The organism is Arachidicoccus sp. BS20 (genome assembly GCF_001659705.1).
Lineage (GTDB): Bacteria > Bacteroidota > Bacteroidia > Chitinophagales > Chitinophagaceae > Arachidicoccus.
Window position 1 is genome coordinate 2,312,843 of the sequence record NZ_CP015971.1, and the last position, 22,905, is coordinate 2,335,747.

A 22,905-nucleotide genomic window follows, 5' to 3' on the forward strand; every position below is an offset into this window, starting at 1 on the left:
GGCAATGCAGCTTTGCTCGTAATGGCGTTGATGGTCAATATTTTCAGATATACTTTGATTTTAGACAAAGAATCCGTCAACAAAAATTTTATGTAGTCATTCTGCTCCAAAATGACGACAAAACAATAGACTGTTTTTATATCGGCTTAGAATTTATTTTTCAATTGTATAATCATACGCCCGGATTTCAACAGGACCGAGCAACCCGGAAGATTGTAGCGGAGAATCGGCTTTCCAGGGATTTACAGTTGTCCATGTCCGGCGTTCTTTTTCAGGCAGTTTTTGGTCGCCGATCAGGCGGTTTCGCCAATTATTCACTACGGTAATTTCTAATTTATTTTCTCCCGCTTTCAAGAATTTTGTTATGTTTAAACGATAAGGCGCAGTCCAAACACCACCAACATATTGCCCATTTAGTTTCACTTTAGCCATGACCATTACTTTGCCCAAATCGATATACAATTCCTGTTTTGATAAATTATGTAAAGTAAAAGTTGTCGTGTAAACTGCACTGCCCGAAAAATATTTGATGCTGTCGTTTGCTGCATCTTTCCAATCGGTTAACGTGTTGAAAGTAACGGCATTTGCAGGACCTCGTTTTCCTTTTTCAAAAGAGACTAACCAAGGTGTATTTATTGTATAAACTAATTGTTTAGTATTAAAATTAGTTTTATCATTATCAGATTTATGTCCCTTGCGAAACACGATGAATGCACTTCCATATTTATCCAATTCCAACGGAAGTAAAGTTCTGTTTCCTGCTCTTTTGAAATTTGGCAGCGAACGAATTTCGCCTGTAAGCGCATTCCAAAGTTCCGGCGACAGACCTGCATCAACTCTGAATACTCCGTCAAAATCTATCTTCCTGTTGGTTTGATTTGAGATAAAATAAATATCGCCGTCGTTCAATTTCCGATGAATAAATAAAACGGAATCCTGCGAAGTTGTAAAGTCGGGTTCAATGCCCAAATCATTCAACGCCTGTTGTAAATTTGTCGTACGATGAAAAACTTTTCCTTTGCCGAAAGTATTGGCAGCAAATAATTTCTGTCCTAAACTTTTAACTTCATTATCTGCTTCGGGATAATTGGTTAAGCCGGGCGAATACGTTGGCGGCTCTCCGTAAACAGCCAAGCCGTCATTTACCAATTGGCATATTTTCTTCAACAATTCGGGACGCATAGACTGTTGATTTGGCAATACCAGCAACCGATAACGCATTCCGCCGGGCAACACAAGATAACCGTCTTTTACAGTTGCTCTTTGCAACAACACTTCGGCATTGATATAATCGAACGAATAACCTTTGGGCAACATCGGATCTTCAACGCCCGTCATTTTCGGGGCGTCTTCGCCGATGAAATAAGCAACATCGGCAATATATTTTCCTTGCTGTAACATCCAGTTTGCTCGATGTATATAATCAGTAAATACATCCATTTGACTAAACCAGGTATTCTTACGCTGGAAATCGTTTCCGAACCATGCGCTCACGCCGGGATTTTTATCTTCGTACGGCTGATGAATATATACATGAAACAAAGTCGCGTTAATACCTTCCGTAAAAAACCTGTCAATGCGCGGTTTAAATTCCGAAGGATAATGCGTATAGTTAGATCCTCCGCTCGTAACCGATTCTGCCCAAGTACGTTGTTTCCCATAAATGTGCGCACAGGAAGATGCTGCGCGGTTCTCAATATCGCCTAAATCGCCTGCGAGCCAAAACTCGCCCGCTACTTCGTCCGATTGCCCGCCGTATTGCAGAAACTCTCCGGGAAATCCCCAATGCCCGTAATTTTCCAGCCACGTTGTTAATCCATGCTGATGGCTTACATCGCGCAAACCGCCTACATAATCATAAGCAACTCTATCGGCAACAAGGCGGCGTAAATCCCATAAAAAGCGCGAAGAAATATCCTCGTTGCCTACGACTTTTCCCTGCAACACCGGTAAATATGGCAACGGATTATAACCGTACGTTTTTTGAAACACTTCGAGCATATCATCCGTCCAGTTTTGTCCGCCTGTTTCGTAACTATCCTCAACGGTTATCTTAAAACTTTTTCTGTCAGCTGCGGGAATACGTCGAAGAATTTCACCGAGATATGCGTCAAAGTGAGATGCCACGTGCTTTTTGCTCATCTTGTCCACTTCCAATCCTGTTGCTTCGGGTGTTGCGGGGCTATTGGTTGTTCCTGTAGGTTTCATTTCCAAGACAGCAATTGTCCAATCGCCTGCGGGAACATTCCATTGTAATTTTCCGGCGGGAGAAAGTGAAGATGTTATATCGAGTACTTTGTCAGGCGAAATAATATCGGCAGATTTTTCATCGTACCAATCTTGTCTTTGCCACATATATGTTCCCCACATCGGATGCGGACGCTGAAACATTTTTGCAAAAGATTGTTCCGGATAACGTTCTACAATTTGTCGGGAAGACAATGTTACGGTTGCCTTTGCTTTTCCATGCGAATCATTTGTTTCGGCGAGTACTAAGCGGAAAGCCGTTGCTTCGGTCGCAGGCAAGGACAATACAACCGGCGCATCGGGAATAAAGCCGACGATTTTTTGATAATTGGTTCTGTCAATTTCAAATTTGCGGATGATCTTATATCTGCCTTCGATTTTTGCCTGTAACTCCGCATTTGTTCGTATATAATTTTCCGTCTTCAATGAAAAACTGCGGATGGTTTGGTTTTCATCCACAGGCATATTCAAGGTATCGGACTGCGTGCCGAAATCTTTTAATTGATATTCTTTTTGATAAAAATTTTTCCGCGCGGGAAAAGCGATAATTTTTACCAATTGAGCAGAATCCGAAAAATTTGGGATATTCCATATTAATTGCTGAGCGCCGTTGACCAAAGTATCTGTTGATGCGAGATAGCGCATACTTTGATTAGGTTTTATCCAAGGTCCGCCCGATTGACTCCAACCCGGGCTGTTGAATATGCCGATTTCGATATTGAGCTTGGTTGCCGTTTTTAATGCAGTATGCAGAATGTCCCACCATTCCGGAGACTCAAATTTTACTTTTCCGTAAGGTTCGCCAAGACCAATATTGCCGATATATGCGCGTGTGATGCCCGCTTTTTTCATCGCCTGTAAATCTTTGATAACACCTTCTTTGGAAATATTATCCGAAAGCCAATACCAGTAACAACCAATGCGAATACTGTCGGGAACCTGTTTAAAACCTGCTTCCGCAGTAAGCACCGTTGAGGTTTGCGCCCGGCAGAATACAGTTGATAAACAGCAAATTACCAATGCTATCAATACTTTTCTCATGTATATTTTTTAATGCTTAAATATTTACGCATGAAACCTTTGATTGAAATATTTTTTTATCCACCGGCACCAAACCATTAGAGCCTGTTTTCAAATATCTTTCTAATTCAATTCATAACGGTACTGCAATTTACACTTGATGATTTTAAGTGCTTTTATAATATGTTTTTCCACTGTTGAAACAGAAATCTTTAGTTCCCGGGAAATGTCTTTATAAGAGTAGTCTTTTTCCCGGCTTAACAGGAAAACCTCTTTACATTTCTCCGGGAGAGAATATATCACGCTGTTCACATACTCATTTAGCTCTTTCGTTTCATAATCATTTGCATAAATGTTTCTCCCTTTATTCATATGGAATATTTCATCGTGGCAGCAAATATGTATCCGCTTGTTGCGTTTATTATTGATTATTCTGTGGCGCAACATTTGAAACAGGTATGCTTTTAAGGATACATTAATGTTTATGTTAGCAGCTTTCTGGATCAGGGAAATAAACACGTCCTGTACAATGTCTTTTGATTCCACAAATGTTCCCATTTGACGACACGCCTCCCGCATGAGGCTGTTCCAATAGCGGACATAAATCTGCTCAAGAGCATCGGTATCGCCAAACCTGAAAGATTGAAATAATTCTTCGTCGGAAGTATATACTAACGTTTTCATCAATATGCCGTTTAAAGTTTTCAGTAATTATTTATTCAACTCATTTAAAATAACTAACATTAATAATTTTTAATAAACAAAAAAGAAACCCACTTCTGATAAACCGACTTCAATAACCCAAAAAAGTTAACACAAACCTAAGTAACTAAATCGATTTAGCAAAATAAAAACGAAAAAATCTTAACAAGAAAAAATCCATCAATTACTTTTCATTTAATAAAGAAAACGGAAGATCATTTACCTGAATCCCTCTTTGAAAGTTCGGGCGGTTTCCCATATCAAAATGCAGCACGCCGCCGTTTGTAATATCGTCATAAGTTATCCAATTATGACTGTAAGATTTGCCATTTAAAGTGGCATTTTGGATGTACACACTTGCCGAATCATTATGATTTGCTTCTATAATAAATTGCTTCCCGTTTTCTAAAGTAATTGTCGCTTTTTGAAAAACCGGGCTGCCGATGACGTATTGGTTTGTTCCCGGACACACGCTATAAATTCCCAATGCGCTCAGCACATACCACGAAGACATTTCGCCTTCATCTTCGTCGCCGGGATAGCCGTTTTCCGTAGCATTATAAAGTTTACTCATCACCTCTCGTATATGCTGCTGCGTTTTCCAGGGCTCGCCTGCATAATCATACAAATAAATCATGTGATGAATCGGTTCATTGCCTTGCGCATATTGTCCCATGTGCGCCGATTGCATTTCGCGCATCTCATGAATTGTATGATGATATGTACCGGTAACAACGGAATCGGAAACATCAAAAACGGAATCAAGTTTCTTTATAAACTGTTGCTTCCCGCCTATCAAATTTATCAGGTCTTGTACATTTTGAAAAACGGACCATGTATAATGCCATGCGTTGCCTTCTACAAAAGGTCCGCCCCATTCATAAGGGTTAAAGGGTTCGTTCCATTTTCCATTGCTGTCTCTGCCGCGCACAAAATTGGTTGCCGTATCAAACACATTCCTGTAATTATACATTTGCTTCGCAAAGATTTTTTCATAAAAATGATTATGTGTCATTTTTGCCAATTGATAGCCGCAAAAATCATCATAAGCATACTCCAGAGTTTTGGCTGTCGCGCCTATACCACCTTGCGGATAAGGCACATAGCCCAATGTAAAATAATCTTTCCAGCCGCTCCGTCCGAAACGTCCATTACCGGTGTTTGTCGCTTCGTGAAAATAAGCTTTCAAAGCGGTATCGGGATTAAATGTGCGAATGCCTTTTGCCCAAGCATCTGCCAATAACGAAATAGCATGATTGCCAATCATCACGCCGCCTGTTTCCGCAGGAAAAGACCAAGACGGCAACCAGCCGCAATGCTCGTAAACGGCAAGGATTGATTGCATATATCGTCCCTGCATTTGCGGATGCAAAATATTACTTAATGGAAATTGCGCGCGAAAAGTATCCCAATAACCTTCATCGGTATAAAAATAGCCTTGGTAAATTTTTCCGTCGTTGGGGTCGTAATAATAAGGCTTGTTGTCTTTATTGTATTCATAAAATTTGCAGGGAAATAAATTGGCTCTGTAAAGACATGAATAAAAAGTTGCTTTATCTTTTTCGCTGCCGCCTTCCACTAAAATCCGATTTAATAATTTATTCCAGATTTGCGCAGCCGCATTTTTTGTTGCATCGAAATTTTTAAACCTGCCAAGTTCTCTTTGTAAATTCAAATCTGCTTGTTGCGGACTGATGTAAGATGAAGCAACTTTTGCTTCAACTGTTGCGCCTTTTTTAAATTCTATATAAGCGCCTGTGCCTGTACCTTGCGTGGAATCGCTGTTTGCAGTTATTGTTCCATTTTTATTCCATGTTCCGTAAGCAACAAAAGGCTGATTAAAAACGAGTTCAAAATAATTTTTAAAATCGCCCGGTATAAATATTCCGTTATGCACAAAGCCCGTGATTTTATGTTCTTTCGGATAAATTTTTACTTCGCTCAAACCTGTGTAGCCATCCAAAACAATGTATGATTTTTGTTTAGGAAAACGAAAGCGAAAATGCGCGCCCCGAACGGTCGGCGCAATTTCCGTTGTAATGCCGTTATCAAATTTTACTCTGTAATAATTCGGTTTTGCAATTTCATTTTGATGACTGAAAGTTGCCGCGCGCTGATTTTCATCCACAGATAATTTCCCCGACACAGGCATTAAAGAAAATACGCCGTAATCGTTCATCCAGGGGCTGCATTGATGCGTTTCCCCGAAGCCGCGTATGGTTGTTGCCGAATATTGATATTTCCAGCCGTTTCCATTTTCTCCCGTTTGCGGCGACCAGAAATTCATGCCGAAAGGCAGCGCAATCGCAGGATATATATTTCCGTTTGAATAATCGGGATTGGAATTTGTTCCCTGCAATCCATTGACATATTTCAGTAAATCAGGCAACGAATCTTTTTTCTGTACGCTGTGAAATGCCGATACCTTTAAAGTAATTAATATTGCACAAACAAAAATCAATATTCGCATCAGTCAATTATTTAAAATTTATCACTCCGCTCCCCAATTAATATTCGGTTTACTGCCCATTTGCAATTCAAGTGTTCCGCCTGCAACAATATCTTTATAATCGATACAGCACTTGTTGTAAGGCTTTCCGTTTAGCCGCGCGCTTTGTATATAAATATTTTCGGAAGAATTTTTTTGAGCGATAACGGTAAAAACATTTGCGCCATTCTCTCCTGTTTTAATATTCATCTTATCAAAAACAGGGCTTGTGATTTCAAAACGCGTATCGCCCGGGCACAACTGATACAAACCGCTTGCCGCCAATACGTACCATGCGGACATTTGCCCTACATCATCATTACCCACCAAGCCTTCTACCGAATTATGATAAGCTCTTTCGCATATTGCCCTCGACCATTTCTGTGTGAGCCAAGGCGCTCCGATTCTGTTGAATAAAAACGCTGCATGATGCACCGGTTCATTGGCATGATTATAATAATTATTCCACATCATATCCTGCGGTGTTTTTTCAAAAAAGTTCTGCAAATCGGCAATCGTTTTTTCTTTGCCGCCCATCAATTGAATCATCCCTGCTACATCCTGCGGAACAAACCAGCCTTGCTGATAAGGATTGCTTTCCACGCAGCCATAGCCCTGCGCCAAACGCCCGTCTTCGGGCAAAGGCAACCAATTGCCGTTCGCATCGCGCGGACGAAACCAATGCGTGGATGCATCAAAAATATTTTTATAATCTTTCGATTTATTAAAATATTCTTCGACTATATCTTTCTTTCCTAATGCTTTTGCCAATGTCGATAAGCACCAATCATCATAAGCATATTCCAATGTTTCGGAAATGCTGTTATCGGTATAACCGTTTTTACCGTTATCAAATTTTTTGCAAGTATTCAGCGCATATTGATAAGCTTTGTTTACATCATAATGCCTGATATTTTTCGCATACGCATCAGCTAACACAACTACCGCAGGATTGCCGAGCATGCATCCCGTATAAGCGTTGAGTAATTCCCAGCGTGAGAAATATTGTGAATCCGTCCGCTCGGCAAGTTTGGTTAAAGAATTAATTTCATCATTAACCACTTTAGGTTCAATGATTGTCAGCAACGGAAATTCGCTGCGGAATACATCCCAACCGCTGAAGAAGGTTCGCTTGGAAAATGAATCTGTTGTATAAATTTTCCCGTCGCCGTCGAGGCATTGCTTATTCACGTCCTGCACATTGCGCGGGTCAATCATTGCATGGTATAACGCTGTATAAAAAACAGTTTTTTCTTCTTCCGTTCCGCCTTGCACCGTCATTTTGGAAAGCGCGTTATTCCACAACTCACGTGCTTGTTGATGAACTTTATCGAAGTTCCAATCGGGAATTTCTGCTTGCAAATTTTCTTTTGCGTTATCCATACTGACGAATGATATTCCCGCTTTCATCAGAACTTTTTCCTGCTCTGAAGTTGCGAACGCTGTATAAAAACCAATATGCTTTCCTTCCTTTTCTTTAGCATTTTTCAGAACAGTTGCATCAGCAATTTTTTGTTGATAACGGTCGCTTTCTACATCTTCCCTTTTCCTGCTCCAATCATCGGGAATATCTGCGCTCCAAACGCCGTAATCTTTTAAAGGCTTATCAAACTGCGCATAGAAATAAACGGTATAATTTGCCTTGCCTGCGCCATCGCCCCAACCGCCGCCGTCGGGCGTGCATTGCATCCAACCTTCAATCGTGTTTTCGTTTACAACTTTTACATATTCTTTCGTTGCCGTTCCGCCCACGCGCCTTGCCAAATCTATCTGAATGCGCGATTGCCTGTTTTCGGGAAAAGTAAAACGCAAAATACCGCTGTGCGGTGCAGCCGTCATTTCCGCGCGAATATTATAATCAGTAAGCGTTGCGGCATAATAACCCGCCGAAGCTTTTTCATCTTTCTTTGAATATCGTGAACGATAACCTCTTTCTGGATGTTCGGGTTTTCCTGCAGATGTTTTGAGCGTGCCTATCGTTGGCATTACCAAAAAATTTCCCAAGTCGCCGTACCAACCGATACCGCTCATTTGCGTAAAAGCAAAACCTTCTATCGTAGAATTTTCATAGCTGTAACCCGAACCGTTATCGCCGCCCGTGATTGTATTCGGACTAACTTGTACCATTCCGAAAGGCGTTGCTGCACCGGGAAAAGTTTTTCCTAAACCATGATAAATACCTGCTTTGCCCTCGCTTGTACTCGCACCGATAAACGGATTGATATAATCTGCGGGTTGTTTTTTTACAATGTTTATTTGTTCCCGGGAAAGTAGCGGCAAACAAAAGCAAACGAGCAACGTATAATAAAATTTCTTTCTGTTCATAACTGTAATTTGTTCCTCAATATTACGATAAAAAACTACCGGATAAAAGACTATAATGTTAACGAATTATATCCTGCTTTAAGCATATATGTTTTTGCTTTCCAAACCAATGTTCCGGATGTTTGTTGCGGCAGATTGATAATAATTTTCCATCGCTTTTTTTCAAGCATATATTGAACAGAAACTCTTCCGTTCGGATGCGGGATTTCTCCGCTTACATTCGTTAATGTTCCCAAATGCGGTTCAATTTTTATCTTCTTAAATCCCGGTGCATAACTATCGATGCCCAATACTGTTCTGTAAAATTCAATGTTCGGGCTACTCGCCCACGCATGGCAATCGGAACGTGTGGTTGCCAAATCAGAATATTCCGCCCAAGTTGTCAATCCCATTTTGATATTATCGCGCCATATACCCAGCCAGTTCATATAATCATTTCCCAATCCGCCTTTTATCAAAGCCTGATGCAAATAATATTTAAAATAAATGCTGCATTGTGTAAGCGATTTATCAGAAAGCATTTGATGACAGATTTCAGGAACATCCGCTTTATCTGCAACACCGGCAAGTATTGCCAAAGAATTCACGTGCTGCGAAAAACTGTTTTTATCAATATTATCGGCGTACAATTTTTTATTTGCAACCCAATACTTTTTATTAATCGTATTTTTTAATTGTAAAGCCTTCGCAGTGTACATTCTTGCATAATCTTTTAGCCCGATTTCGTTTTCCATTTGCGCCGCGCTTTGGTAAGCCAGCAACAATTGCAAATCGAATATAGCAGCGCATCCGTCAGCGCCATTACTGCCGCCTGCAAAATTGCCCGACCAATCTACAAACGCCCAATAGGGCATATTTTTTATGGAACCGTCAGGTTGTTCGTACTTACTGAAAAAATCCAGTATATCTCTTTCGCCAATCAACTTACTTTTTATAAAATCACTGTCGCCGCGATACATCCAGTAATCATGCAGCATACAAATATACCACAGCGAAAATGTTGAAATTATTTGCGAACCGTTTGACGGATAGCAACTTCTCGTAACACCTTCTGCCAAGCGTGAGTGGTCCATTTGTGTAATTGCATTGCGAGCCAATCTGTCATCGCTTGTATTGTAATAAGAAATCAAAGCCTGAATGCGTGTATCGCCAATATATTGGAGTTGTTCATAATACGGACAATCGGTATAAGATTCCCAAGCGTTTAGACGAGCTGTACGCCAACCGATGTCGAGCATTTGTTTTATAGTCGTGTCTGTAGAATTAAAAACCGAAACTCTTTTAAAAGGATAAGCCGTGAATGTTCCATACAAATCATTAACGGTTAATGGTTCATCTTTTGTATGCACGATTAATCGGATATAGCGATAAGTGCGAAAGTTCAATGTTGTAAAGGCTTGATTGTTTTGTCCGTCAGAAATCAAGCTGTCTATTCTTCCTATAAATTCTTTTCCGTCCACATCGTTTCGATTTCCTTTGCGCGTGCCGTTTGTTCCTTTTTCATACAACGCTTCGGCGTAGCCTAATGAAATGCCTGCGTCTTTCCCGCCGCTGAAATTCAAGGTTACATAAGCATTTGTTTCAACGGTTTGGTCGAGCAATAAAACGACCGTAGTATTTGCAGGAACCGTAAACGAAGATTTTTTTGCAGGAAATTCAGAAGGAACTTTTACACCTGTTGCATAGCGCAATACAGGAATACGCTGATACGTCATTTCTCTCGGCGGCAACGGAGAAGGAACTAAATTCCAATCTCCGCCCCAAGACATTCCTTTTAATTTTCCGTCGCCGATTTTAGCAGCAGACGCCCAATTGCTGTCATTAAAATCCGATGCTGTCCAATCCCCTTTAACGGCTTCGTTCATATTAACCATTTCGCCTTTGCTTGCTGCAAAGAAATAACCGGGAACAGGCTGATGTCCGTTATCTTTTATACATTTCCACGAGTCGTTTGTATTTAATATTTCTTCGGTTGAAGAATTTCCCTGAACAATAAAAGCAGTTCTTATCGTTATTTGCGCTGCGGGTTTATACTGCGCTTCGTTCCAAACTAATGCAGCTATTATATTTTTGCCTACTTTCAAATAAGGCGATAAATCAACCGTTTCATAATTCCAGTAATAGGTATCGCTGCGTGTAGGTCCAAGTGAAACCAATGTTCCGTTCACATACAACTTGTAACGATTGTCCGCCGAAACATGAATGATGAAAGAATGCGGCTTCGTTGCCAAATCAATATTTTTTCGGAAATAATAAACACCATATTCTGTTCCTGCATCATTTGGCGCGGCAATCCAACTCGCGTTCCAGGGTCTTTCACTCTGTAATGAAATATTGGTCTGAGCGCAACCGTTGTTCTTTGTGAAGAACAACAGTAAAATACTTAACAAGAATGAAGTAAGATATCTCATGAATAAAATAATATTAGTCTGCAACAGCTTTATAAAGATTGCACATTTTCAAGTTGAATAGTTCTGATACCAAATTTCGGAATATACACATCTACAACAGTTCTGTTTTTCTTATCCTTGTGCATCTTCAGGTTTTCAACTTCTTGACCATTAAGTTGCACCGATGTTATTTTCGTTGCTTTACAGTCGAAAGAAATTTGCTTTATTCCCGCAGAACCGGATTCGTTGTACAATCTTACCCATAAATCATTTCCATGAAAATTAACAGCAGATATTTTCATTCCTTGTTGTTCAAGCTGGATTAAAGAGTGGCTATTATCTTGTTTCGATTTTATATTCATCAACACAAGAGGCATCTGTTCATTCCATTCATCATTTGCTTCGGTTACGTTGCCGCTTTTATAATTTCCTTTGTGTGGCATGATAGCGTAATGAATTTCCGAAGGACCCGAAATTGTATAATTTCCCCCCCACAAACCATAACCGGAATATTGCAAATTCAAACCCAAAGGATAATGAGCGCCATGAACATAAGATGTAGTATGGTCGCTGAACAAAGCTACGCCATATTTGCCGGACGAATCCGTTACATCGACCCAATGCAAAATGATATTGTTTTTGATACTGTCCCAACGACTGAAAAAAGTATTCGCCAATTCGCTTTTACAAACATCGAACGGAGCATCTTTATATACTTGTTGCCCTTTTAATTTTAAAGGAAACAGCACCAACAATTTGCTGCTATCATTATAAAAACCTTTTTCCGGCGCTTTCAAATCATCGTTATGCGCATACGCTCCGATTCCGGGATTTCCCTGCCAATCGAATTTTACATCGAAATCAATAACAGGTTGTCCTTGTTGTAAAGTGATGGTTTGCGTGTATGCTTGAGATGCAATCGTATTTTTTAACTGTAGCCGAATACGCAACGGACCGTTCTCCAATATTTTAATTTCAGCGGGATTTTCTTTGTTGGAATGATAACCGCCGTCTTTATAAAAATTTCCTCTGATTTCGTTGAAAGCAAAACGATTCGCTGAATCAACAAAGTCTTTATTGTCTATGTTTTTTGCAATAAGATGTTTTATAATACCGCCATGCTTTGCATCAATAATCATCTTGTAAAAATTCTGTTTCCAACTGATATTTTCCGTCCTGAAGCTTGATGATATGCGCGCCAGAATGCCCTTGAACATTTTCTTCTTTCAACTCAAAAGTATTGTATCCGAAAGCAGGAACATTTGCCCTAAACATCAGTTCATTTTTTGTTGTCTGTGTCAATAATTTATGATGAACCGCATCAGTAACAATTAGCTGTTTATTTTGCAATGAGGTCGGCAATTTAATTGTAACCGTTTCATTTCGTGAATAACCTAAGCCGTTAAAAACTCTTATATATTTCGTATCGTTTTTTTTGCCATTATTTTGAGCAAGCGACTGAACGGAAGCATTGATAATGCTATCACTTTTCCTTTTTGTCAAGCCCGTCCAATCTACCACGTGCTCCCCCCAAGTTTTATCGGAATTCCATGAACGATTGTAAGGCGTAATCCAACAATCGTGGTGCTGCGACAATAATAAATTTTTCCATGCAATATCAAAGGCACCCTGCGACCAAGAAGCATTTTGATACGCCTTTGCCATCGAAGCCATTTTTTCTGCAAGAATAATATCGTTTTCTGCGCTGCGCACTTCCTGTGCTATCTTTTGCAGTACTTGCGCTCCCCAAACCAAGCTTACACGTACATCTTCCTGGCTAAGATGATAATCTTTCAAGGAATGATTCTCGGCAATATTTTGAATATAGTTGCGCCACGTAACGTACTGATATGGTTTGTAATAATTTTTGATTGTTCCGCCCAACCACGGACCGCCGTTCCAGCCTCTCGACCACATAGCATCCTGATAACACATTCCAACGGGATGCTGAATGCCGTTATCAAAACATGCCTGTATGTACTTTTCCGAATTATCCCATGCAATAGTTTGCCAAGCAGAATTCGGTTGAAGTGCTTCGCAATTATAGCGAGGCACAGCTATGACTTCGCTCCCATCAGAACCGCGCCAGTTCACAAGCTCTCCGCCCGAAGCGGCAACATAACCGCCCCAATCGGTGTCAGGATTTTTTAATACCGCATACTTCAAACCGAAAGAAGTAAGCACCTGCGGCAAACAACTTGTAAAACAAGGCTCTTCCGAAGAATAAGTAGTAAAAACAATATTGGGAAAATGCTCTTTCAATTTTTCCATACCATATTGGAACTGGCGAATAACACTTTCGCCCGAAATATTCCACAGATAACTTTGTGCATAAGCGGGATTCACGTATTCAATTCTTCCTTCGGTTGTTTGATTGGCGAACAACTTTTTAAAAGCCTCGTAATCTTCGGGATATTTTTTTGCCACACTGTCCCAGGTTGCAGGCTCTATTTCCAGATTGATTTTCCAATCGGGATATTTGTTCAGCATCTTTACTATAAACCCTGTTTGTCCGTCGGGAAAATGCCCGTAAATACCACCATGAAATCCATCTGCAAAATAAGCCTGCTGTGCATTCGCCATCGGTTTCTGCCATAAGAATAAAACCAATAAAACCAAACGCGTAAAAATTATACAACGAGAATACTTTTTTGCAAATACAGCCGATATCATTGTATCGCCTCCAACTCGATTTCATGTGTTACCGGTTTGTTGATGGCATATATTTTATCTACAAGCTGATTCATTTGATTTTGCCATATCTCACGAACATTTTTATAGTGACCCGCAACAAAAGCATTAAGGTTTCCACGAACAAAAGGATTGGTTTTAGCGCCTTCGCTTACGGTATCCAAAGCTGCTATGTCATCGTGGAATAGCATTCCTTTGTCTTGCAAGAAAGAATATTCCACCCACAAATAATCCCGGAATTTTCTCTCTATTTCCCAGCGTTCTTCATTCAGTTCCATCACTTCTAATGCCTGCTGATATTCGGGCGTATTTTTTTGTTCCGCAAGATTTATTCCTTTAGCAAGCGCATCTGCAGGCCATTCTCCTATTTTCTGCCCGTCTATTTTTAAAACATAATTTGCTTCCGGGAGATTATTAACAGCTAACAGCTCATTGTCAAATTCTTTCATAAACGGAATAACAGACAATGCTGCCGAAGCCGGTTTTGTTTCATCCCAGCCGCGCACAATTGTATCAACAGGAAATGGCAATGATTTAGCGAGATAACTGAATTTTAAAGCTTTGGGGGAAACGTTCAACTGAGATATGGTGCAATTTTCCTCTTTGCTTATTTTTCCCGCTTTTGCGTCAATGTTAATATTTGCAACATCTTTACCGGCAAGCCCTTGTTTTTTTAAAATCAGAGAAGCCATTACCAGATGCCCGTCTTCATCGGGATGTATTCTGCCGGAGCCTTCCAGCGTGAAAGAAGAATCTCGTTTTTGTTCTCTTTCATTGATTGCGGTCATCGGGCGGTTAAGGTCGATAAAGCCCCAATGATTTTGTTCGGCAGATGCTTGCTGAAAGCTGTCAATCCGCAGCATTGCTTTATTTTTCCCGGGGAAATTCTGGCTTTTCAGTTTTGCAGTTTCATCGAACGGCGGCGAAGACATAATCACTTTTTTCGCCTGCGTATAATTTTGGAAACGCTTTTCTATTTTCTTATAATCTTCATAAGACTTTGCGACTTTTTTTGCAGCCTGTTCCACAGAATCAGGCTGTAAATATTCATAATAACCTGCATCGTTCATACCGAAAGTAAGAAAAATAACAGTAGGCTTTTTCGTGAAAACATCGCTGTCCAGCCGGTTATACATTTGCCCTGCCACATCGCCGCCGATACCGCAATTAAATACCTGGATTTTCCTGTCAGGGAAATGTGTCATATAATACAACCACACATAAGAATGATAATGACCTCCATGCGTGATGCTGTTGCCTACAAAAGCAACCCTGTCTCCCGTTTTAAACTGTGGTATATCCTGTGCATTTGCCGATAAGCAACATAATGCCGACAGGAAGCTTAGCGAAATAAAAAACCTTTTCATTTGTGTATTTTAAATTTATTTATTTAAAAAGAAATTGTGCATAAAAAGAAGTTCATACTGAACCGAATTTGCCCAGTATTCCCATGTGTGCGCGCCGGGACGGGTAATAAAATCGTGGTCAATTTTATCATACAACAATTTGTTGTGCAACGCTAAATTCTGCTGATATAAAAAATCATCGGAACCGCAGTCAATAATCAGCTTTAAAGAATCATTCGTCAGCAAAGGAATTAAACCGATTACGCTATGATTAACCCATCTTTCCGGAAATTCGGCATACGAACCTAAAAGCTTTGAAATGCCAAACGAGCTTGCCAACCCTGTAATATCTACCGCTCCGCTCATGCTGCCAGCCGCGCCGTATTCATCCTGATGTTTGAAAGCAAGAAATAACGCGCCGTGTCCGCCCATACTCAATCCTAAAATTACTCTTCCTTTTCTGTTATTAATAGTGGAAAAATGGCTATCCGTCCATTGCACTAATTCTTTAGATACAAATGTTTCATACTGACTGCTTTTATCCACAGGGCTATCAAAATACCAGCCGGCAAATCCCCCGTCCGGGCAAACGATAATGAAATTATACTCATCGGCATACGTTTTTATGGCCGGGACTTTTGTAACCCAATCAGCATAGCTGCCCGAAAATCCATGCAATAGGTAAACGACCGGAAGCGGCTTTTTTCGGTCATAACTGTCAGGTAATATAACCACAGATTTTATATTTCGTTCCATGGCAGCGCTGTAAACGGAAACGGTATCTACCGTCGCGGCTTTTGATGAATATTGAATAATAAGTAAGAAAAAGAAGAGAAGAATTGTTTTTGTTTGTTTCATTTACGAGAATTGTTTTTCATCAATAATTCAGGACTTTCCCTTTTTAAGAAACATAACAGGACAAAAACCTCTATATCAATAAGATTATTAACAAATAAACTTATTATGATATATAAACAGCGCCGGTATGATGCGTTTACACTTATTTGAGAAAATGATTTGCAGGCTAATTAATTTTTAAAATGCTGCTTCATGCTCTTTAGTTACGAGCAGAATGAAATCCGACTATAAAGAATTTCTCAATTTGCAACTGAACGGAATGGCAGACTGAATTACCGTTTTATCCATAATAATCTGAGCTGCGCTTTGTCCCATCATCTTAAAATCTGTAGAGATGGTTGTGATGCCATTAAGAAGAATTTTTTTTATTGGCGTTTCATTGTAAGATATAACGCCTACATCTTTACCTATTCCTTTTTCATTCTCCATTATTTTTTCCAATAACACAACGAGGTCATCTTCCATTAAAGAAATATATACAGTTCCATCCCGGACAATCTCGTTTTTTATATTTTCTATAATTCCGTGATTAAAGCAATGCTCAATACAGAAATCGTTAAACCCTTCCAATATTTCTTTTGGATGATAAGCATAATCGGGAAAGATAATCTTCAGTGTATGGTATTTTTGAAGACGCTCACTAATACTATCCAATGCATTATAAATATCATTCTTGAAATCTTCGAAAACCATGCTGCACTTATCGGATAATGAGGGTATTGCTTTATCCAAAAGAATCAATTTTCCCGGTGGAATTAATTGCAACACTTTCGCAAATGCAGACTCTTCCTGTGTCAGGTGTGGAATGATTACATAATGCGTGTAATTATCAATACTTTTTTCTATCAGATTTTTGAATAAATGAAAGTCATTATTATAGATATAAAAGTCAATAATGGCGGAGGCGCCTAAGCTCGCTACAAAAGAATCATAAATAATTTTTTTATGCGCACTCAGTTTATTAAATAAGAGAAATACTTTGTGAAACTGCAAGGAGTCTGCGTTTCTGATAAAAAATCCTTTTCCCGGAACCGTACCCAAAATGCCTATATTCTTGAGATAATTAAAGGATTTAACTACTGTGTCGCGGGATATTTCGAACTGCGTGCTGAAATTATTCAGCGAAGGCAACTGGTCGCTATCCTGTAATTTGCCGTCGGTAATAGCTTTTATAATAGAGTTGGCTAATTGCAAATATTTAGGAGTTACCGAATACTCGTCTATTTCGATATGTTTAAAAAAATAGTCCATACATATTTTACTCTCCACGTTTCTTTTTAAAAAAGAATTATTATCGTGATAGCGCAGACAAATTTATTTTTTTCAACGATGCATTTCATTTAACGCAGAATAATATTTCAAATCGATAATATCATTTGGCAATGGATGCTTGTTCCAATGTTGATGAATAGCCATCGCCGTTCCCAAAGCCGTTGCCTGCGCCATCGACGCAGCATACACTTCAATTTCGGAAAAAGATAATGCCAGCAAATTCATATAAATATTGTTCTTGCCGAAACCGCCATCTACGAAAATTTTCGTAGTAATGCCTTTTTGCAATACATGGTTTGTTGAGATACATTGTTGCGCCGTAATATCCATCATCAGCTGATGATAAGCTTCTTCCACATTTTCAAATTCATTCAAATCTCTTTGTTCAAAAGAAATATTTTCTTTGTGTTTTGCTTTTAATTTTTCTACAATCTCTACATCAAAAATCATATTCCTGCAAACGGAGATATTGGTATGAAAATGTTCGGCGATGCGGCGCATTTGCTGTTCGTGTTCATAGCCTGCAAACAAGCGCGAAGCCTTGACAGGATTGCCTTTGAAGCTGAGATAGCAAAGACAATTATTGCTCACTTCATCCTGCGTCAAAGGCGCGTGGTTAAAGGGGTTCAGGCTGATGCACCAAGTTCCTGTCGATAGTAAAATAAAAGGTTCTTTAAAATTGATGAGATAAGGAATGAGCGCAGCGGAACTATCGTGCAAGCCAACGCCCACCAAATAATCGCGCCCCATAAAACAACTTTTGCTCACTTCATCCGAAGGAAAAACGGGAGCAAGTTTTTTATCTAAATTTTCTTTTCTTACCCAATCGTGATAATCATTTTTTTCAAAATTCCACAAGTGCGTATGACAACCGATGCTCGTAATATCGGAATAAAATTTTCCCGTAATGAGCGAACTCATAAACTGCGGCAAATGCAAAGCGTATTTTATTTTCTCATACAATTCAGGTTGCTCATATTTGATGCGATACAATTGCAAACCCGAATTTAAACTGCCCGAACATGGCGATGCAGTTGTCAAAGACAATGCTTCGCAACCGCCATATTTACTGTAAAATTCTTCCTGTAATTTTCCGGGAAAAGGTTTGAGATAATTATACAACGGCGCAAGAGGTTTGCCGTTTTCATCCACATATACAAGGCTGGCGCCGTAAGTCGTGAAGTTGATGGCGCGAATGTCAAAACGCGCATCGCGCAACACTTCGTTGAGCGATTCAAACACCGAAAGCCGCAGACTGTCTATGTTTTCGCAGGCAAAGCCGTCTTCATCGCTTGTTTCGAGAAAGCGCGCAGATTTCTCGTAAACAATGCGATAATGTTCATCAAACAGGAAAATTTTTTTATTGGTTTTTCCTACATCAAAGATGGCTATGACAGGAATTTTGTTCATCATTTAAAGCCCCGTAGTTTGTGCGTTTTCGCCTCTTTCTTTAATTAATTGCTCTCTTACTTTCAACTCACGATACAATGCAATCGGCTGCAAAGCCCCGCCGTTTCTCAATCTTGCTTCGGCAACCAACGGGCGCACATCGGTGCGAAAAGCATTTTGTAAAATATTCTGTGCTTGCGTTACATCATTATTTTGTTGTGCATCGTTCAAAGAATTTTTATCAACCAACAACGCCTGCGCATAAGCCAACATGATTGCTTCAACGCTTTGCAGCAAATCTTCCAGCGGGTCTTTCACATTATGCGAAGCATCAATCATCCAAGCCAAATCGCTTGTGTGGTTCATGCCGCGCGCATCCATGCCTTCGACCAATTCTTTAAAAATTAAAAAGAGTTGGTAGGGCTTGATGCTGCCTGTGGTTAAATCGTCATCGCCGTATTTTGAATCGTTGAAATGAAAGCCGCCGAGTTTTTTTTCATTTAATAATAAAGCAACAATTTGTTCAATATTGGCATTGGGCAAATGATGTCCCAAATCGACCAACGTATATGCTTTGTCGCCCAATTTGCTTGCATACAAATAGGATTGTCCCCAATCGCCCACCGTCATGGAATAAAAATTCGGCTCGAATGCTTTGTACTCGACAAAGACTTTCCAGTCGCTTGGCAATGCTTCATAAATTTCCTGCAAACTCTCCAAAGTATTTTCAAATGCTTTGCGGAAATTCAGTTGTCCGGGAAAGCAAGAACCGTCTGCAAGCCACACTGTGAGCGCGTTTGAGCCGAGTTTAACGCCGTGTTTGATAACTTCGATATTGTGTTCAATAGCTTGCTTGCGCACGGCTTTATCCACGTGTTGTAACGAACCAAACTTATAACTTAGTTTTTGGTTTGGCTGGTCTTGAAACGTATTGGAATTTACCGCATCGAACTTCAAATCATTTTCTTTTGCAAGTTCTTTTATTGCATGGTAATCCTGCGGAATATCCCAGGGAATGTGTAAAGAAATGGCGCCGTTGTTTTTGGTTAATGCTTGCAACAAGCCAACGTCTTCAATTTTTTCTTCCAACGTACGCGGCGCGCCGCCGAAATGAAAACGCCCGAAGCGTGTGCCGCCTGCGCCCAAAGCCCAACTCGGAATACCGATTTGAAAGGCTTGCAGCTTTTGAATAATTTCCTCAACATTCGGAACAGAAGACGATGTATAATCAAATTGCTTTTGGTGTTTGGATAACAAACTTTCGTTAAAGGATTCGATTTGTTGTTTGTCTATGTGCATTATTTTTTTATTAAGGTAAATAAAATATTTCTTTCAACGGAATGCTTACGGGCGAATTATCTTCATTTGTCGGCATAATGCCTTTCATGTATGCCCACCATTTTTTCATCACAGGATGATTGGGCAAATCATTAAATTTCGCCTCGTTACTTAGTGATAATATTCCGAATAAATCGTTTGTGGTTTCATCTAAAAAAATTGAATAATCGCTCACACAATGCTCCTTTAATAAGTCTTTCAGTTCAGCCCAAATTTCATCATGCCGTTTTTTGTATTCAGCTTCAAACCCTTTGTACAACTGCATTTTGAAAGCGATTCTTTTCATTATTTTGTTTTAATCACAACCACTGACAACGCGGACGAAACAGAATGTTCTATCTTTTAAAATTAAGACTCTGTTTAAGTTAATTGTAAAAAACTAAATAAAGAACATTCTCTGTTCCATGGGAACATCTGGTTGGTAGCCGGTTCAAAATGATGATTCAGGCGTTCCGAAGGAACGCTTGATGAGCACGAAATCTATTCTCTACCAAGCAAATGTTCCTTACGGAACAAAATGCAGCCTCAAATATGCTCATTACAAAAATTAAATTTATTAACTTAATAGGCTCTTAACAAATCCATCAATCCTTCTAATCTTTCCAAATCATGGTTCAGACTATCGCACAAATCCACTCGCCACGCCACCGTCCACATTCAAAATATTTCCGGTAGATTTATTCAGCAATCCGCCGACAAAAGCGAAGCAGGCGTTTGCAATATCTTCCGGCAAAATCACTTCATTCAAAATGGTACGCTTCGCATAAAACGCAGGCAATTCTTCCACCGAAATTCCGTATGCTTTTGCGCGACCTTCCGCCCAGCCGCCAGCCCAAATATTGCTGTCGCTGATGACTGCATCGGGGTTCACTGTGTTCACTCTTATTTTATCGCCGCCGAGTTCTGCCGCGAGCAGTCTTGTGAGATGCGCCTGTGCGGCTTTTGCGCTGCCGTAACCGGAATTGTTCGGACCGGCAACAATGGAATTTTTGGAAACAATATTGATAATGTCGCCGCCCAAATCTTGCTTACGCAAAATATTAACCGCCGCTTTGGAAACAAGAAACTGACCTTTTACCAAAATATTGTAGAGCCTGTCCCATTCTTCAATCGTGTGCTCCGCGATGGCTTTTGAAATGCTGATGCCCGCGTTGTTTACAACAATATCCACGCCGCCGAAAGCAAGCGCCGTTGCGGCAAAGGCTTTTTCAATATTATCATAATCTGTAACATTTAATATTGTTGATGCCACAACGTCTTTGCCGAATTGTTTTTTAAATTCATCCACAGCGCTGTTCAATCTTTCTTCGTTAATATCATTTAAAATAACACAAGCGCCTTCTTCCGCAAACTTTTTGGCAATGGCTTTACCTATGCCGCCGGCGCTGCCTGTAACCAAAGCAATTTTTCCGCTTAATGATTTTGGTTTCGGCATACGTTGCAACTTCGCTTCTTCCAGCAACCAGTATTCAATGTCGAATGCTTCTTGTCTTGGCAAGGAAGTGTATTCGCTCACAGCTTCCGCGCCTTTCATTACGTTGATGGCGTTGATATAAAATTCTGCCGCCACTCTTGCCGTTTGTTTATTCTTTGAAAAAGTAAACATACCCACGCCGGGATATAAAATCACCACAGGATTTGCATCACGTATCGCAGGACTGTTCGGATGCTTGCAGGTTTCATAATATTCCGTGTACATTTTTCTGTACGCTTCAAACAAAGGCTGCAATTTTTCTTTGAGATTTTTCACATCGCTTAAATCTTCATTTGGCGCAAGATTCAACACCAACGGAGAAATTTTTGTACGCAAAAAATGGTCGGGGCAACTTGTTCCTAACGGAGCTAATCTGTCCAAATCATTTGAATTAATAAATTCCAAAACTCTGTAATCATCCATAAAATGACCGAGCATTTTTGTTTTGGAAGAACAAAAGCCGCGCAGCATGGGAGCCAATGCTGCCGCTTGTTTCAGCCTTTCTTCTTTGGGTAATGATTGAATTTTTTGTCCGCCGAAAACAGGTTTGTCTTTACCGATATGTTGTTCCAGATATTCCGCGCAGGTTTCGATAACTTCCAATGTGTTGAGATAACTTTCATATGCCGTGTCGCCCCAGGTAAACAATCCATGCGAACCCAACATAATACCGCGAATGCCGGGATTTTCATCCAGACATTGTTTCATTTTTAATCCTAAATCAAAACCCGGGCGCTGCCATTCTACCCAACCTATTTTTCCTTTAAATAATTCCTGCGTAATGTGTTTACCATCTTTTGCAGCAGCGATGGCAATCGCCGCATCGGGATGCAAATGGTCAATATGTTTGAAAGGCAAAAAACCATGCAAAGGCGTATCGATGCTCGGCGCTTTGCTCGCCAAATCGTAAATGCAATGGTTGAATAAAGCAACCATTTCGTCTTCATGTTCAATGCCGCGGTATACATTTTTCAGACTTCTTAATCTATCAACATACAACGCTGCAAGCCCACTTCTTTTCATCGTTCCCAAATCGCCGCCGCTGCCTTTTACCCACATTACTTCAACTTCATTTCCTGTGAGCGGGTCTTTTGCAGACACTTTGCAAGAGGTGTTGCCGCCGCCGTAATTGGTCAATCTTAAATCTGCGCCCAGCAAATTGGAACGATAGACCAGCAATGCTACTTCATCGCCGGCGAGCTTCGCAGCTTCCGCTTCGTCCCATAAATAACTTACGTGCTTAAATTGTGTTTTTTGTACTGACATATTTTTCTTTTAAATAGTTTGTGTTATTATACAACAACATAGAAACATAGAATTTATAAGTAGAAGAAAGATGGTTGAAGTTCGTTTGATATTGTGATA

At 40.0% G+C, this 22,905-nt stretch carries 14 protein-coding genes; all 14 read right to left on the minus strand.

Annotation, left to right across the window (positions count from 1 at the left end; all coding sequences use genetic code 11):
* Positions 1-153: 153 nt before the first annotated feature.
* On the minus strand, positions 154-3,288 hold the full coding sequence (locus A9P82_RS10315) for a glycosyl hydrolase (RefSeq protein ID WP_066207553.1): 3,135 nt from the start codon (positions 3,286-3,288) through the stop codon (positions 154-156).
* A gap of 102 nt (positions 3,289-3,390) precedes the next feature.
* Positions 3,391-3,951, minus strand: coding sequence for an RNA polymerase sigma factor (locus A9P82_RS15300; protein WP_082915317.1), 561 nt, complete (start codon positions 3,949-3,951; stop codon positions 3,391-3,393).
* A gap of 202 nt (positions 3,952-4,153) precedes the next feature.
* Positions 4,154-6,439, minus strand: coding sequence for a GH92 family glycosyl hydrolase (locus A9P82_RS10325; RefSeq protein WP_066207557.1), 2,286 nt, complete (start codon positions 6,437-6,439; stop codon positions 4,154-4,156).
* A 21-nt stretch (positions 6,440-6,460) separates the two neighbouring features.
* Positions 6,461-8,782, minus strand: a complete 2,322-nt coding sequence (locus A9P82_RS10330) for a GH92 family glycosyl hydrolase (RefSeq protein WP_066207559.1) — start codon at positions 8,780-8,782, stop codon at positions 6,461-6,463.
* A gap of 50 nt (positions 8,783-8,832) precedes the next feature.
* The gene (locus tag A9P82_RS10335) at positions 8,833-11,193 is read right to left on the minus strand and encodes an alpha-L-rhamnosidase-related protein (protein WP_066207561.1); all 2,361 of its coding nucleotides are present in this window, start codon (positions 11,191-11,193) and stop codon (positions 8,833-8,835) included.
* A 29-nt stretch (positions 11,194-11,222) separates the two neighbouring features.
* On the minus strand, positions 11,223-12,311 hold the full coding sequence (locus tag A9P82_RS15445) for a glycoside hydrolase family 38 C-terminal domain-containing protein (protein ID WP_197492147.1): 1,089 nt from the start codon (positions 12,309-12,311) through the stop codon (positions 11,223-11,225).
* Positions 12,301-13,791: a glycoside hydrolase family 38 N-terminal domain-containing protein gene (locus A9P82_RS15450; RefSeq protein ID WP_197492148.1), complete on the minus strand. Its 1,491-nt coding sequence runs from the start codon at positions 13,789-13,791 to the stop codon at positions 12,301-12,303. Before A9P82_RS15450 ends, A9P82_RS15445 begins: the two co-directional genes overlap by 11 nt.
* Positions 13,792-13,841: 50 nt before the next feature.
* Complete coding sequence (locus A9P82_RS10345) at positions 13,842-15,230, minus strand: SGNH/GDSL hydrolase family protein (RefSeq protein WP_066207562.1); 1,389 nt, start codon at positions 15,228-15,230, stop codon at positions 13,842-13,844.
* A 15-nt stretch (positions 15,231-15,245) separates the two neighbouring features.
* A complete protein-coding gene (locus A9P82_RS10350) occupies positions 15,246-16,067 on the minus strand; it encodes an alpha/beta hydrolase (protein WP_066207564.1) in 822 nt (273 codons plus the stop codon).
* A gap of 225 nt (positions 16,068-16,292) precedes the next feature.
* Positions 16,293-17,318: a GntR family transcriptional regulator gene (locus A9P82_RS10355; RefSeq protein ID WP_066207566.1), complete on the minus strand. Its 1,026-nt coding sequence runs from the start codon at positions 17,316-17,318 to the stop codon at positions 16,293-16,295.
* Between the two features lie 72 nt (positions 17,319-17,390).
* On the minus strand, positions 17,391-18,752 hold the full coding sequence (locus A9P82_RS10360) for an FGGY-family carbohydrate kinase (RefSeq protein ID WP_231891138.1): 1,362 nt from the start codon (positions 18,750-18,752) through the stop codon (positions 17,391-17,393).
* Entirely contained in the window at positions 18,753-20,027 is a 1,275-nt protein-coding gene (locus A9P82_RS10365; protein ID WP_066207571.1) for a TIM barrel protein, read from the minus strand.
* Positions 20,028-20,037: 10 nt separating this feature from the next.
* Positions 20,038-20,352, minus strand: a complete 315-nt coding sequence (gene rhaM, locus A9P82_RS10370) for an L-rhamnose mutarotase (RefSeq protein ID WP_066207572.1) — start codon at positions 20,350-20,352, stop codon at positions 20,038-20,040.
* Positions 20,353-20,685: 333 nt separating this feature from the next.
* Positions 20,686-22,806, minus strand: coding sequence for a bifunctional aldolase/short-chain dehydrogenase (locus A9P82_RS10375; RefSeq protein ID WP_066207573.1), 2,121 nt, complete (start codon positions 22,804-22,806; stop codon positions 20,686-20,688).
* Positions 22,807-22,905: the final 99 nt, after the last annotated feature.